General features: G+C 43.6%; 10 protein-coding genes. All 10 read right to left on the reverse strand.

Annotated elements, in window-relative coordinates:
• Window positions 1-429: 429 nt before the first annotated feature.
• The 10 genes from RDO88_RS04250 to RDO88_RS04295 all read right to left on the reverse strand — a co-directional run bounded on the left by RDO88_RS04250 (window position 430) and on the right by RDO88_RS04295 (window position 15997).
• On the reverse strand, window positions 430-3705 hold the full coding sequence (locus RDO88_RS04250) for an SUMF1/EgtB/PvdO family nonheme iron enzyme (RefSeq protein ID WP_307758178.1): 3276 nt from the start codon (window positions 3703-3705) through the stop codon (window positions 430-432).
• A gap of 247 nt (window positions 3706-3952) precedes the next feature.
• Entirely contained in the window at window positions 3953-6517 is a 2565-nt protein-coding gene (locus RDO88_RS04255) for an alpha-glucan family phosphorylase (RefSeq protein ID WP_307758179.1), read from the reverse strand.
• A 44-nt stretch (window positions 6518-6561) separates the two neighbouring features.
• Entirely contained in the window at window positions 6562-8226 is a 1665-nt protein-coding gene (locus RDO88_RS04260) for a glycogen/starch synthase (RefSeq protein ID WP_307758180.1), read from the reverse strand.
• A gap of 245 nt (window positions 8227-8471) precedes the next feature.
• Complete coding sequence (locus RDO88_RS04265) at window positions 8472-8891, reverse strand: ATPase (RefSeq protein ID WP_307758181.1); 420 nt, start codon at window positions 8889-8891, stop codon at window positions 8472-8474.
• Window positions 8892-8935: 44 nt separating this feature from the next.
• Entirely contained in the window at window positions 8936-10771 is a 1836-nt protein-coding gene (locus RDO88_RS04270) for a V-type ATPase 116kDa subunit family protein (RefSeq protein WP_307758182.1), read from the reverse strand.
• Entirely contained in the window at window positions 10768-11373 is a 606-nt protein-coding gene (locus RDO88_RS04275) for a V-type ATP synthase subunit D (protein ID WP_307758183.1), read from the reverse strand. Before RDO88_RS04275 ends, RDO88_RS04270 begins: the two co-directional genes overlap by 4 nt.
• A 13-nt stretch (window positions 11374-11386) precedes the next feature.
• Entirely contained in the window at window positions 11387-12718 is a 1332-nt protein-coding gene (locus tag RDO88_RS04280; protein WP_307758184.1) for a V-type ATP synthase subunit B, read from the reverse strand.
• Window positions 12719-12775: 57 nt separating this feature from the next.
• A complete protein-coding gene (locus RDO88_RS04285; protein WP_307758185.1) occupies window positions 12776-14530 on the reverse strand; it encodes a V-type ATP synthase subunit A in 1755 nt (584 codons plus the stop codon).
• A 19-nt stretch (window positions 14531-14549) separates the two neighbouring features.
• Window positions 14550-15392, reverse strand: coding sequence for a DUF2764 family protein (locus tag RDO88_RS04290; protein WP_307758186.1), 843 nt, complete (start codon window positions 15390-15392; stop codon window positions 14550-14552).
• Window positions 15393-15406: 14 nt separating this feature from the next.
• Window positions 15407-15997: a hypothetical protein gene (locus RDO88_RS04295; RefSeq protein WP_307758187.1), complete on the reverse strand. Its 591-nt coding sequence runs from the start codon at window positions 15995-15997 to the stop codon at window positions 15407-15409.
• Window positions 15998-16348: the final 351 nt, after the last annotated feature.

Genomic DNA, 16348 nt, shown 5'->3' on the forward strand with positions numbered 1-16348 from the left:
CTCTATTTATTATTCATTTTACTCAAATCAACAAAATCATCCAAAAACAAAGCCAAGTATACTTTCAGAAAAGGAAGTTCTGCAAATCAGATGCAGTTTTAGTAATAATACAAGATACCCAAAGGCTTCAAAAACACCCCATCTTGAATTTATATGTTCACCAATAGAAAAAAAATCTATTTTCAAAGATTTCGCTCCATCCAAATCGAATTATCTGATTAAACAAAATCATTTTTTCTTCAAAAACTAAAAAGGACCAATCCTTAAACTCGCTAATAAAATTCTCAATATAACATTTCATCAGATACTATTTGGTTATTTTATAGAATTCGTCATTTTGTAAATATCAAGAAAGGAAAAACGGAATTCCATTTGAATTCCGTTTTTCCTTTTATAAAAATATTTTATATATAATACATAATATCTAAATCATTCCGCAGCCGTTACTATTACTCTGAATCCCACATTATAGGGTGCTTGCCATTTCAAATAATATCGACGATAAGATGCTGTTGCGGTACATGCTCTGTCTCTCCACGAACCTCCACAAACCACTTTTTCGTTGGAATCACCTTTACCATCTGAACGTGCCGAACAAGTCCATTCTGCTACATTGCCATGCATATCACAAAGTCCCCAAGGATTGGACTGGTACTTACCACCTTTCACAGAAATCAAACTACCATCATCCGAGAATCTATCACGGGGCACAAAGTCCCAAAACTTTCGCAATTCATAATTTTGCGGCATAGGTTTAGGATCAACTCCCATGACAGCCAACTTTGCAATCTGACGATCGGCTAAATTTTCATAGTCTGAATAGTCAACTGTAGAATTACCATACCACATATCAGCCACACTTCCAGCTCGACATGCCCATTCCCACTGTTCTTGTGTTGGCAACGTTACTTCCAGACCAATCTTCTCACTCAATATTTTACAATATTCCATCGCTTCTTCCCAAGAGACACGGACAACCGGTTGTTCTGGTTTATTGACCGGATATCCAGGAGTTGTATGATCTTTCCATTGCTGGCCAATGTAGCGACTGTCGTGATTCGGACATAAAGCCCGATATTGCTCATTGCTCACTTCCAACTTACCCATCCAAAATCCCTTATCAATCTTCACCTTTCGATAATCAGTCAGCCCTCTACTGCCACAGTCCGTTCCGCAAACAAAAGCACCTTTAGGAATCCAAACAAAAGTCATTGATATCCCTGGAGCTATTTCGATTACTTTCTCCACTTTCTCTACATCATCCTGTTGCATACGTTGTGCCATAGACGAATCAAATCCCCATGTATATGCTTTTCGGGGAGCTGCAACCTTCCTTTCATGAGCAGGCATAATGGGAGTGTTATCTGATTTATCTTTTAAATAAGAAGCATACTTTTCCAATTCTTGTTTCCAATCAACAGATATCCCTCCATATTTTTTCAATAATTCCTGACGCCGATTATATTGGTCATAACCTTTATATGGTTTCCATATCTCAAAGCTGCCGGAATAAGGCGCATTAAAGTCAATCCATTTTGTCAAGGTCTGCATATCATCCGGCATAAGTTGCACACCATGATGACCCTTTTCAAGCATTCTGATAAGTTCACTATTAGACGCATGATATTCATAAGGCCTTAAAACATACATATCAGCTTCAGGTCCTTGACGGTATACATACGGATGAAGATTCAGATAGCTCTTACGGTAATAACGCCTGATTTTAGTTACCACCCCACGTTTATACAACTCTGTACTGTCACCCTTCAAATAAATCTTATTTTGTTTTCCATCATGACACATTACACAATAACGGTCCAATATCGGTTGTATTTCATACTCAAAAGTAAAAGGACGCACTCCCCCTTCCGGTTCAGTCAATCTCCTAGGCAACATTTGCGAAGCCACAACACGTTTAGGAATCGGAATCGTATTCTGGTCTTCATGACAACCGATACAAGAAACAACTTCACCCGGCATTGGAGTAAACCAACTGCGCATCCATTGTATTGCCCTACCTTTTGCATCAAGTGGTTGTAAAGATATAGGTGTATTGGCCGGTACCTTAAATATGGCAGAACCATCTTCTTCCACCTCTACCGTACCCAACTCACGCTTGATATCCCACCCACTTTGTATACCTTGTGCATCAAAATCCGAAGGTGAGTTTAAATAAGCATATTCGTATGTAAAGACACGGAGTTTCTTCACCGTACCACGAGGAACGCCTCTCAATCCCTCACCCTCATACAAATCTTGAATAAAAACTGTAGCCTCATTATCTTCCAAATGAACCTTGTCGGGAATAACAGGAGGAATAGCACGTTTCTGAACTGGTATTGGAGTAATCATCCCTTCACCTTCAAATTCAGCTATTAAGGTTACATTATCAAACACATCTACTAAATAGATTCCCCATAAACTCTTTTTATGCAACTTTGCCGATACTAAAAAATACTTATCATTCAAAGGATATGGACGAGTAAATTGTGGCCAAACCCCATCCACCAAATAATCCTTGATTTCCGGTATTGTTACCTTTTTCCGATAAGGAATTTCCTGTACAACACCCTTTTCTTCCTTACGTCCTTTCAACGGATCAAAAATAAACAATCTACCAGAACGGGAAACTCCATGATGCCCCGTTACCACACCCACAAAACGACTGTTTTGTTCTGGTAACTGATGCATATCATAAATACTATTAGGCCAATACGAACCACTACCATACAAGGCCTTACATTCAGTTCCATCCGGATTTGAATGCATTACGATACGAGAAAAATAATGTGTCAAATCCGTATATTCCCATCTCGTATACATTATTCTACCATTCTGTAAAACAGTAGGAGACCAATTACCATCCTGATCAAAAGAAATCTTACGCAAGGTATTATTTCGAGGATCATACAATGCTAAATTATGAATCGTTCGTAACCCATTTTCACATGGAATACCATTATATCCGATGTTAGTAGTAAAAAGAATTCTACCATCCGGCAAATAACATGGGTCTGCGAATTCCAAATCCGGTTCAAGTGACTCTGTAATTTGTTTTAAGCCTGTCCCATCAATACCAATTTCAAAAATCCGCCAAGCATACTCTTTCTCACCGGTAGGATAAGTTACATAAGCAGGTGCCGCAAACATCATTTTATCAGCCAGCTGTACATCTGCAATTCCTGTATTAGCATCAGGTTTAAAGACAACACGACTTTTAACCTTTTCTCCACGCAACCCACTTAATTCACAAATAGAAGCATCATACCCTCTTTTAGGCGTATCCATAAGTCCCATATAATTACCAGGAGGCATACAAAGAGAAGAGGCCATTACCTTCCTGGCACGTTCTCCAAGACGAAAACGTGTTACCAGAATACGATCTATATCCAAAAGCTTATTTGAAAGCAAAATATCCCGCTGTAAAGCCAACAAATATTCAGCTTCTTTCAGTACAGCAAGACTATCCGCTCCATTTAATCCTTTTCTGACTTTTTCAACATTTTCATTAATATAATTCCATTTCTGCATTATTTCCCGAGAATCAAAACCTGGCTGTTTCTTCATATCTTCAATAGCCAGTAACACAGATTCCGGGTTTAACCATTTCAACCGTTCCCGAATATCAGGTAACGCATTCTGTGCCCATGTACTTTGTCCTCCTAGCATAAAAGACAAAATACATACCAATAAAAATTTTCTCATAGACGAATTATTTTCAATCATTTAAAAACCATCTAATTTTTCATGCAAAGATAACCTATCAGTCTCTCTATGATTTACTCAATTTCGCTAATCTTTTACTCATTTATATTATCTACAAAATCTCTAAATATGAGGTTACAAAAAAGGCTGCCCCGAATTTAAATTCGAAGCAGCCTTTTATCTACAACAGAATTATTATTTATTAATTCCTATAATTTCCAAACGATTTTGCAAAATATCATCTATCTTACACAAACCAACGAACATAACAGAAGTCCTGTCTGTGAGGCAAGTCTGCATTCTTGGGGAACATACGGTAAGCAACTTTGAAGCTACCGGCGTTCTCGAGTTTATGCTTGGCCTGGAAAGTATAAAGTGTGCCCTCTTTCTTAATCACTTCGAACGGATCGACAGAGTAAACGTGCTGCTTGCCGTCGGCTGCAGTATAAATCGTTACCAGTTCCAGTCCGATAGCATCGTTCAGTCCTTTCTCGTCAATAACATAGGTGATGGTATACTCCTTACCGCTTTCTATAGAACCGGTAGCCAGCTCCTCACTTTTCTCACAAGAAACGACTTCGATGCTGTCCCACTTGGCAACAACTTCTTCTTTCCATGCGGCGATTTCCTTTGCCTTCGCATAGTTGTTGGCAGCCAGCATGTGGAAACGCTGTGCTTCCTTGTTGTAGAACTTCTCAAAATAGTCATCGAGCTGACGCTTCATCGTATAATGAGGTGCAATCTGGGCAATGGAATTCTTGATAGTCTTGATCCAACCCTCAGAATAACCCTTCTTGTTGCGCGCATAGTAGAGCGGCAGGATTTCGGTTTCCAGAATACTATAGATAGTAGCTGCATCCAGCTGGTCCTGATGTTCCTGATTCTGATAAGTACGTTTCTCGGTCAGAGCCCATCCGGCACCTTCACGATAGCCTTCAAGCCACCAGCCATCGAGTACGGAGAAGTTGACAACACCGTTCATCAACGCCTTCTCGCCAGATGTACCGGAAGCTTCGAGCGGACGGGTCGGTGTATTCAGCCAGATATCTACACCCGAAACAAGACGGCGTGCAAGCTGCATGTCGTAGTTCTCGAGGAAGATAATCTTGCCAAGGAACTCGGGACGACGGGAGATTTCGATAATCTTCTTGATAAGTCCCTGGCCGGCACCATCGTGCGGGTGAGCCTTACCGGTAAAGAGGAACTGTACCGGATAATCGGGATTGTTCACAATCTTGGCCAGACGGTCAAGGTCGGTAAACAACAGGTGTGCACGCTTATAGGTAGCGAAACGACGGCCGAAACCGATGAGCAGTGCATTGGGATTGATCTTGTCGAGCAGAGAAACGATGCGCGAGGGGTCACCCTGATTCTTCAGCCAGGTTTCACGATACTGCTTGCGCACGTAGTCGATAAGCTTGTTCTTCAGAGCCATACGGGTCTTCCAGATCACTTCGTCGGGCACATCATAAATGGCCTTCCAGATGTTGGCATTCGACTGGTCGTACCAGAAATTCTCGTCAAAGAACTTACCGTAAAGCTGTTTCCACTCAGTGGCACTCCAAGTGGGGAAGTGAACACCGTTGGTCACATAGCCTACGTGGTTTTCTTCGGGGAAATAACCCTTCCAGATGCTGGAGAACATTTCCTGAGATACTTTGCCGTGCAACCAGCTCACACCATTTACTTCCTGAGAGGTGTTGCAAGCGAAAACAGACATACAGAAACGTTCACCTTTGTCGCCGGGATTGTTGCGGCCCAGGTCCATCAGGTCGTCCCAAGTGATACCCATACGTGAAGGATAGCCACCCATATATTTGCCGAAGAGACCTTCGTCGAAATAGTCGTGACCGGCAGGCACCGGAGTGTGTACCGTATAGAGTGAAGAGGCACGAACCAACTCGATAGCCTGGTCGTAGGTAAGACCTTCGGCCACGTAGTCGCAGATGCGCTGTACGTTGATGAGGGCAGCGTGTCCTTCGTTGCAATGATAAACGTCTTTCTTGATACCCAGCTTCTTCAGCATCAGGATACCGCCGATACCCAGCAGGATTTCCTGCTTCAGACGGTTTTCCCAGTCACCGCCATAAAGCGTGTGGGTAATGGAACGGTCGAACTCGCTGTTCAGCTCGTTGTCCGTATCCAGCAAGTACAATGGAATACGACCAACGTTCACTCTCCAAACATAAGCGTGTACGTAGTAGTCCAGATAAGGAACGTCGACAATCATCTGATTACCGTTCTCGTCCAGCACACGGTCAATAGGCAACTGACCGAAGTTCTGAGCTTCGTAGTTGGCTATCTGCTGGCCATCCATAGACAACGTCTGGGTGAAATAACCGTAACGATAGAGGAAACCGACACCACACAGGTCTACATTACTGTCCGAAGCTTCTTTCAGATAGTCACCGGCCAAAACGCCCAGACCACCGGAATATATTTTCAGAACGTGATTCAGACCGTATTCCATACTGAAATAGGCAACAGAAGGGCGCTTCTTGTCAGGCTCCACATCCATATATGTACGGAACTTCGAGTATACATCATCCATTCTGCGCAGGATAACCTTATCATTCGCAAGCGCCTCAAGTTTAGCATAGCTCATACGTTCCAGCAAAAGCACGGGGTTCTGTCCAACCTCTTTCCACAAAGCCGGATCGAGATCTCTGAACAATTCAGTGGCTTCGTAATTCCAAGACCACCAAATGTTACGTGCCAATTCAGACAATTTTTCCAACTCAGCCGGAATATGCGACTTTACATTCACATCTTTCCAGTTCGGAGTGTTTACATTACTAACTTTAATCTTCATTGTATATGATAAGTTTGATTAATAATTTCTTTTCAAATAGTTTCTCACTGGTTCAGCAAACGTTTTGCAGCACGACGCAGGGCAAAATCGTAAGCCTGATAATAATACTGGATGAAGTGTTTCCACAATGCCTGCTCGGCCACCTTGCCGGCACGTTTGCGGATAGCTTTCACCTCGGCATCGGACTTGGACGAGAAGGCCGATACTGTATCCTTGATACCGTCGGCCACCTCAGAATAGTTGTAATCCGAACGGTGAAGAACCTCTACACCATCGTCGATACCATGCTGGTCTTTCAATCCGTTTACCCAACGGCCGAAGCCGGAAAGGTCAGTAGTCACCGTCGGCACATAGAAAGCTACACTCTCCAGAGGTGTGTAGCCCCAAGGCTCATAATAGGAAGCATAAACGGTCAGGTCCATACCGAGAATCAGATCGTAATAAAGTTTGTTGAATATACCGTCCTTGCCGTCCAGATAGCAGGGCACGAAGATGACCTTCACCTTATCTTCAGGACGATTGCCCATACCGAGATATTTCAGCATATCAAGTACCTGGTCATGGGTCATGTTGTGCAGCCAGTGGGTAATGAAAGGGCATTCGAGCGGCGTAGTAAACTTCTCGCGGCTCTTGAGACGTTGCAACAAGTCTTCACGGCAATCGCCCACCCAACCGGGTACGCTGACAAGTGCCAGTACATTCTTCTTCAGATTCTTGTCGCGGTTCAAGCGGTTCATGGCTTCCAGAAAGACATCAATGCCCTTGTTGCGGAATTCATAACGTCCGCTTGTTCCGATAATCAGGGTATCGTCGGCCAATTCCTGCCCCAGCAACTTGCCAGCCACATGAAGGAAAGCCGCACGCGCCCGCTTGCGTTTGCCGGCATAAGTCGCTCCTTTGGGAACAAAATCGTCTTCAAAACCATTGAGCAACAGGACGTCGGCAGACTTGTCCAACAACTCCTTACATTCATTATTGGTGATTTCGCTCACGGTCGTAAAACAATCTACATAATGGGCCGTTTGCTTCTCAATGGAATGTTTGGACTGCATGTTCAGTTCCTGAGCCATCTGGTCACCATTGTAAGCGAAAAGATAATCGTATAAAGGCTTGTTGTTACCGGCGATCGAACGTCCGATAGAAGTAGCATGAGTTGTGAAAATAGTAGCGATTTCAGGTACATTGGCCTGCAAATACAAAGCTCCCATACCCGTCATCCATTCATGTGCCTGATAGACTACCTTATCGTTCTCAGTCAGATTATACCGATAGAAACTTTCTACCACCTTACCGGCAGCGTATGAAAACATGGAAGCTTCGTCGTAGTCGCCATACGCATGCAACGAGTCGACCTGATAACGGTTCCACATTTCTGTATAGATTTCGTTCTTTTTTGCGAAAAAGGGCTGAAAGTCGACCAGGATGACAATCGGCTCTCCCGGAATGTTCCAACGCCCTACCCGAACAGACAGATTGTCGTTCTCGGCGGCATGTCTTTTCCAGGCAGCACACAGATTATCAGACTCCATGAACAACGGATTCTCCTTGCCTTGCCAGAAATCCGGGCCCACAAACAATACTCTGTCGTGAAATTTTGCTTGCAATGTGTTGGCCCTTGTAGACAGGACAGTATAGATACCTCCGACTTTATTACATACTTCCCAACTTGCTTCGAATATATAATCGGGGATCAGTAATTCATTCACCATATCTATATATCTCTAATATCTTTAACAATATCTAATTTTCGCAGGCAAAATTACACATTATTCTTTGAAAAATAGTCTTTTAATCGAAAAAAACTATCGAACCGGCCCTACACAACCGTTTGCACTACCAATTTGACAAAAAGTGTGTCCTCCGTTTTTATTTTCCCAAAGGCTGCATACAAAGGAAAAAGGGATGGAACAAACGTGTGTTCCACCCCCTTCTGAACAATCTATAAGTTTCAAAATTATACCATCAAAGCAGCAACCAAAGCCAAGATTGCGTAGAACTCAGGAAGAGCGGCATAAATCATGGTATTTGTCATAACATCATGTCCCTGGGAGATACCTACGATACCACTGGCAGAAATCTGTCCCTGACGGATAGCAGAAAAAAGACAAACCAGACCAACACCCAGACCGATACCCAGCATCAAGGGACCTTCAGTCGTAAAGTCACGTCCCATGGACATCAGGAAAGCTACAAAGCCATACAAACCCTGTGTAGCGGGAAGTGCGGAAAGAATCATGTAAGAGGCTGACTTGGAAGGATCTTTCTTCAAAGCGCCTTCAGCAGCATTTCCTGCGATTGTTGTACCAAAACAACTACCAATTCCGGCTAAAGCCAACATCAGGCCCAAGCCCAGATAACCTAAAATTTCATTCATAATATTACAGTTTTATTCGTTATTAATTTATTTGTTTTCTTTCTTCATTCGTTGTTCGACTTGACGACCGAAAAAGGCTTGTAAGCCTCACCCTTTCCTTCGTAACCCGAATTCTTGAAATATTCCACAAACGTCAGACGAAGCGGATGTACAAAAGCACTCAAGCAGGACATGGCTATGTTCAACGCATGTCCAAAGACCAGTATCAGCCCACAGAACAACCAACCCAATACCGGACCGGCCGCATCATTGACCATGAAGGCAAGCTGGTTGAAAACACCGCCCAACATACCTCCAGCCAAACCCAGAGCATAAAGACGGATATAAGACAACGTATCGCCCAACAGGCCGGTAGCCATATTGTAGGTATCCCATACTCCGGCACCAATATTCACCAGGACATTACGTCCCCAGTTATTCAACAGATAGATGCCGATAGCCGCAATACTCCCGATGACGATGAAAGCCCAGCTCGTCACTTCAGCGGAAATGACCTGGAAGAAGGAAAGGCCTCCTGTGCAGACAAAACCTACCACAAGCAACAACCACCCCCAGGCACTGAGTGATTCCTTAAAGCCATAACGCACAGTGCTGCAGATAGCTTTGACCGTCATAGCCAGACAGATGTGTACCACACCGATAATCAGTGCAAGCAGCATCTGCTTGTCGTAGCTGGTACCGTCTATCTTACCACTGATCATGAAGCTTTTCGCCCATTCGGGAAGATCGATTTCAAACAGGTTGACCCCAAAGAAGGTCCCCAAAATGGCACCGAATACCGTCGTAAAGACACCTAAGGTAATGACCAGGTTCATCATACCGGCCATCGACTTCGACATCTTCTTCTTCAGGAAGAAGCCCAATGCAATCAGCACGAGTCCATAGCCTGCATCTCCCATACAGAAAGCAAAGAAAAGTGAAAAGAAAGGCGCCAGAATGGGAGTCGGATCAAACTCTCCATAATCAGGCATACCATACATCTTGGTCAACGATTCATACATACGTACAAAAGCATTGTTCTTCAGCTTGATGGGCGCATTGTCTTCTTTGGTGGCTTTCCGGATTTCATAATAGACACCATTTTCGTCCAGCAGACGGACGACTGACGCCTCACAATCTTCCGGAATCCAACCTTCGAGCATAACAACCGCTCCTTCGGCCATCTGTTCGCTGTTCAACTTTACTTGAAGCAAATCGATCTCGCCCTGCAAACGACAGCAACAGTCTTCCATCGTACGGCACTGTTCCCGACAAAATGCCTTCAATTCATCTGTGGACGAAACAATCTGTGCTTCAACTTCCTTTTTCTTCCGGTATAAATCCGAAAGGCTGTCAGCAGGAAGACGGAGGGGCTCCAAATCCAAATGTACAGGTTCTTGGGATACAATCACGAAGTAGAAGTAACCTCCCTTCTCCTGAATATGGATAAGGTTATATTGTTCTTCCCATTCAGACTGGAAATCTCTCTCCTGACAACTATAGAATTGCAAATGCCATCCGGCTTTGTCAAGTTCCCTCACCCGTTGCCAATCGAAATCGCCCCATATTTCCATCTGCGCAATATCCTTGTCGAATATGGGCAAACGAGAATTGAGTTCCTGTATATGGGTCTGGCGTTGCTCGTATGCAGCCGACAAGGTTTCGGCATCCACATTGGCGTGAATAGCCTCTACAGGTTGCTTATCGGCTAACAGGAACATCTCACCGGCTACATTCTTATAAAATGTACGCTTCTGCAGGAAGCTCTGCAAGGTGGTGTCCATCTCGCCGCGCTGCCGCTCCACAACATGAACCACACCCAGTTCACGAATGCGTTCGAGGAACGATTCGTATTCCTTGTGGTAAACCAGAAACGTCAGTTTCTTCATTCGTGTAATCATGCTTCTGCCTCCTTCCTTTTCTCCTGATGCGACTTCATGATTTTCTGCGACGACTTGGACAGATTTTCTTCATCTTCCATAAACCGCTTTATCTTACGCAGAGCATCCTGATAGCCGGGAATTTGTACCTTCTCGAAAAGGTTTACTTTCTGTGTTGTTTTCTTACGCGCATGTTCGAGCAGGTTCAGCTTGGCCACGGTAAATTCACGTTCAATAGCTGTATGGGCAAGCTCCTTCAACAGATTCAATCCGTCAGCATACCACTTGGGAGCAGTAAACAAGCTATAGGGACGGATGCTGAAATCTACATTTTCAAGTTGTGGCACCCGTACACCGGCTATTTTCCTGACTCCTAAATGAACATCGTTGACTTTAATCAACGAACTGTCGAACTCATTCCATAGAGCGAACATGGCTTCGTAAGCTTGTATATCCTTTTCCAGCCTCTCTTCCAGTGCTTGTGCGTCGGTCTTGCAACGCTTCACTTCCATACGGAGAGCGCTTTCCTTATTTTTGATGATGGGAAGCGTACGTACCCGAATTTTCAGCTGTTTTTCCAACTGCTGGAGAGAAGTTTTGTTATATTGAAACTTAATAGCCATCTCTTTTCATTATTTAGTTTGCCTGATTCTTAGGCCAATACTGGTCAACCAGTTCCTTCTTGATATTCACCTCTTCGGGCTTGAAATATTTGCCAAACAAACTCCAGGCCACATCCAGCATTTCGGTTGTATCAAGATTCACATCAATGGCAAGCAACTGATTGGAATAGTCTTTCGCAAAGGCAAGCGTACGTTCGTCATAGTTGGTCAGATCGAAACCGTTCTCCAACTTAGTCTTGGCATTCGCAGCATCGGCATAAAGGCGAACAGCCGCATTCATCACCTGCGGATGGTCCTTACGGGTTTTCTTACCGGTTACCAATTGTTTCAGACGGGACAACGAGCGGAACGGGTCGACAATAACCTTACCGATATCGCTGTCACGACGAAGGAAGAGCTGACCTTCCGTAATATATCCCGTATTATCAGGCACTGCATGCGTAATATCTCCACCCGACAATGTAGTCACGGCAATGATAGTGATAGAACCTCCACTGGGGAACTGAACCGCCTTCTCGTATATCTTGGCCAAATCGGAATACAACGATCCCGGCATAGAGTCTTTCGAAGGAATCTGGTCCATACGATTGGATACAATGGCCAACGCATCGGAATAAGAGGTCATATCCGTCAACAATACCAATACCTTTTCATTATGCTCTACCGCAAAATATTCGGCAGCCGTCAAAGCCATGTCTGGCACCAGCAATCGTTCAACAGGAGGATTTTCTGTTGTATTCACGAAACTGACGATACGGTCCAAGGCACCTGCGTTGGAAAACACATTCTTGAAGTAAAGGTAATCGTCATTGGTCATACCCATGCCACCCAGGATAATTTTGTCAGTTTCGGCACGCAAGGCTACATTGGCCATTACCTGATTGAAAGGTTGGTCCGGGTCTGCAAAAAACGGTATTTTCTGTCCGGATACCAATGTATTGTTCAGGTCAATACCCGCAATACCGGTAGCAATCAGCTCCGAAGGCTGCTTACGACGCACCGGATTGACGGACGGACCGCCAATTTCCACTTCCTGACCTTCAATCTCCGGTCCTCCGTCAATCGGGTCACCGAAAGCATTGAAAAAACGTCCGGCCAGTTGTTCGCTTACCTTCAACGTCGGCGATTTTCCCAAGAATACGACCTCGGCATTGGTCGGAATTCCTTCTGTACCTTCAAATACCTGCAAGGTTACTTCATCGCCGGCAATCTTTACAACCTGTGCCAACTTTCCATTGACGGTTGCCAACTCATCATACCCCACCCCTGTAGCTTTCAGCGAGCAGGTTGCCTTGGTAATCTGGGTTATTTTTGTATATATCTTTTGAAATGCTTTTGTTGCCATCTGTCAATTACATTTTTAGCCATTTAAAATTCTTTTTCCGAAACATGGGCTTTCACCTCAAGCCTTTCGTTCGTCTACGAGCGACAGAAGTTGCTTGTGGAATTCTTCATATTCCTCTGACTTGAACTTGGAATAGTTCATTTGCTTACAAATATTGATCATCTTCTTGAAGTAATCCATTACCTCATTGAAATTGTCAAATTCAAAATCTGTATGACAAATGTCAATAACCATATTCAAAATCTCTTCCTGACGCTCCATTGGAGTTACAGCATCCACTTCATCAAATGCATCTTGTTGCAGAATCACAAAGTCAATCAATTCTGATTTCCAGAAAATGACATGATAATCTACAGGAACACCGTCGTCACCCAAGATATTGATTTGCTCGGCAATCTCCTTACCACGTTGCAAACGGGTTTTGATTTCATTTACCTTACCAATCCACTCGCTGTTAATACGTTTGCTGATATACTCCTCAAACTCCGGATATTCTATATATTTGGAATAAGAATCAATCGGATTTACAGCCGGATAACGCTTTTTGTCAGCACGATCCTGTTCCAAAGCATAGAAACAGCGGGCTACCTTCTTGGTATTCTCAGTCACAGGTTCCTTCAAGTTACCACCGGCAGGCGAAACGGTACCGATAAAAGTAATGGATCCTGTTTCACCGTTATTCAAAATAACATATCCTGCACGACCATAGAAGTTAGAAATGATAGACGACAAGTCCATCGGGAAAGCGTCGGGACCGGGAAGTTCCTCCATACGGTTGGACATCTCACGCAAAGCCTGTGCCCAACGGGAAGTGGAATCGGCCATCAGCAGTACCTTCAATCCCATACTACGATAGTATTCAGCGATAGTCATTGCCGTATACACAGAGGCTTCACGGGCAGCCACCGGCATGTTTGAGGTATTGGCAATGATGATGGTACGCTCCATCAACTTACGGCCCGTATGCGGGTCTACCAATTCTGGAAATTCCGTAAAGATTTCCACAACCTCATTGGCGCGTTCTCCACAGGCAGCAATAATCACAATGTCGGCTTCCGCCTGCTTGGAAATAGCATGTTGAAGCACCGTTTTTCCCGTACCGAACGGACCAGGAATGAAACCAGTACCTCCCTCAACAATCGGATTAACCGTATCGATGACACGGACACCGGTTTCCAGCAACTTGAATGGACGCGGTTTTTCTTTATAATTGGTCATGGCACGTTTTACCGGCCACTTCTGAATCATGTTCACCTTAATTTCGTTGCCAGCTTCATCCGACAGCACTGCTACAACATCTTCAATGGTATAATCCCCTTCAGCGACAATCGACTTGACTGTACAAACACCTTTCTGCTCAAAGGGCACCATGATTTTCAACGGTTGATAGTTTTCCTCGACCTGACCCAGCCAGGCAGAAGCGATCACTTGTTCCCCGACCTTAACCAAAGGAACAAAATGCCATTTCTTTTCTTTATCCAACGGATAAGTATATTGACCACGTTTCAAGAAAACGCCATCCATCTTATCCAAATCGTTTTGCAAACCATCATAATTCTTCGACAACATGCCGGGACCTAATGTTACCTCCAACATGTGTCCTGTAAATTCGGCTTCAGCCCCAACCTTCAGTCCACGTGTACTTTCAAACACCTGTACATATACTTGGGCACCTACAACCTTAATAACTTCCGCCATCAAACGGTCACCACCGGTAGTTATATAACAAATTTCATTCTGAGCGACCGGTCCGTCAACGACAAGAGTTACCATATTGGCTATTACGCCACTAACAGTTCCTTTTGTTGCCATATCGTATTTACTATTTTAATTATCTGAACTCAGCGGGTATCTGCACTTCATCCTTCAACGCAGCAATCATACTCCGGAAAAGCTGATTACCCTTTTCTTTATCCAATGAAATCCAACGTTCAATCATTTCCAACTGTAACAGGAAAACGAACAGACGTTCTACCGTAAAATAATTGAAAAAAGTAGCATCTTCCATCCAATTCCAACGCAACTGGTCGATTTTCTTTTCACGTTCGACCAACTCCTCCACTTCACAGATTTTCATCAACGGCTCCAAATATTCCACTTCAGTAGCCAATCCAAAATCACGGGCATTCGATGTACGCAGCGCCCGGCAGATATCGGTATCACCCACAATCAAAGACGCAGCTTCCAGCTTATACTTGCGTGCCGTTAATGCCACCAAAATATTATTGACGGTAAGATTAAATGTAAACCAATCAGAAACGAATCGGTTTTTACACTTCATCGCATAGGCAAAATACATAGAAGCCAAACGATCTTCAGGCAAAATATCGCTTCCTTCTGACGACTGGTTGAAATATTCGGAAATGAATGCGGACAAATAGGAAGGGAATACTTTATCGGACAATACATCTCCATCCTTTATCGATGCAATGTATTCAGACAAAGTGTCTGCAGAATAATTACCACAAACATCTATCACGGCATCTCTGTCCTTCAAAAGCTTCAAGACATTTGCGTTGTCAAATTTCAGATAGAACAAATCTATCAGTTTCTTATCAGAAGCCGACAGATAAGGATAGAATTCTGTTCTGAAATCAGCTACTGTATAGCTTAGTTTGCTGTCTTCTAATGTCAAATCAGGCAAACCGGCTACCAAGTAATAATACTTACTCATATCCCGACAGGATTTTAAAACAACATATCCACCAATTGCGGACGCAAGAATTCTTTGAAATAATTCATGAACTCTTCTTCACCGAAATTCACTTTGTAAGATCCATCTGCAGGAGATACAGTAAACAAAGTCTTGATTCCGTTGACTTGCTGAATCGTCACTCCTTTATCCAACAGTTCTTTCGCCTTCACAGCAAAATACTTCTTCAACTCTTCCGCATCAGCAGTCGAAATTACGATAGGCTCATTTGCGCTCCATTTCCCAGCCAATGCCACAATAAAAGCATTCAGATAATCTTTGTTTGCAGAAAAAGCCTTAACATCAGCGTCTACTATCTGTCCACATACAACAGAGGTTATCTCCGATTTGAGAGCATTCACAGCCTGACCGGCAAACAGCTTCAGTTCAGACTTTGTATTTTCTGAAAGTTCCTCAGCAGCCTTTCGGGCCTCTGCCAAAATCTGTTCAGCTTCCTTGCGAGCATCATCTATAATTTTATTCGCGTCTTCCTGGGCTTTTGCTACCAGTTTATGGGCCTCTGCATTACCTTTTTCGACCCCTTCACGATAAATTTTATCCGTCAGCTCTTGAATTTTGTTTTCCATATCAATAGGAGTTTATTTATTAGTTTATATTCCATCTACAGCGATTTCTCCCTGTATATTAGATTCACGCCAAAATTACAAAATTCCCTTAGATATAAAAGAAAAAGAAATGAAGAAAAGTACATTGAACTTTAAAAAAAAGTCAATCACCCAATGATATGACAACTATTTTACAGGATAACGAACAGACTTTTTCAGTCATATTGCCCATTTCTGCAACAAACTGTCTAATTTGTCACGGAAGCATTGTCTGACATTGGGTGGGTATAAACGCAGAAAGTCCCCCGTAACATTCCTGTTACGGAGGACTTCTCAAGAAAACGGCGGCGACCTACTCTCCCACTGTTGCGC

Origin of the sequence: uncultured Mediterranea sp. (assembly GCF_902493215.1) — a bacterium.
GTDB lineage: Bacteria > Bacteroidota > Bacteroidia > Bacteroidales > Bacteroidaceae > Bacteroides.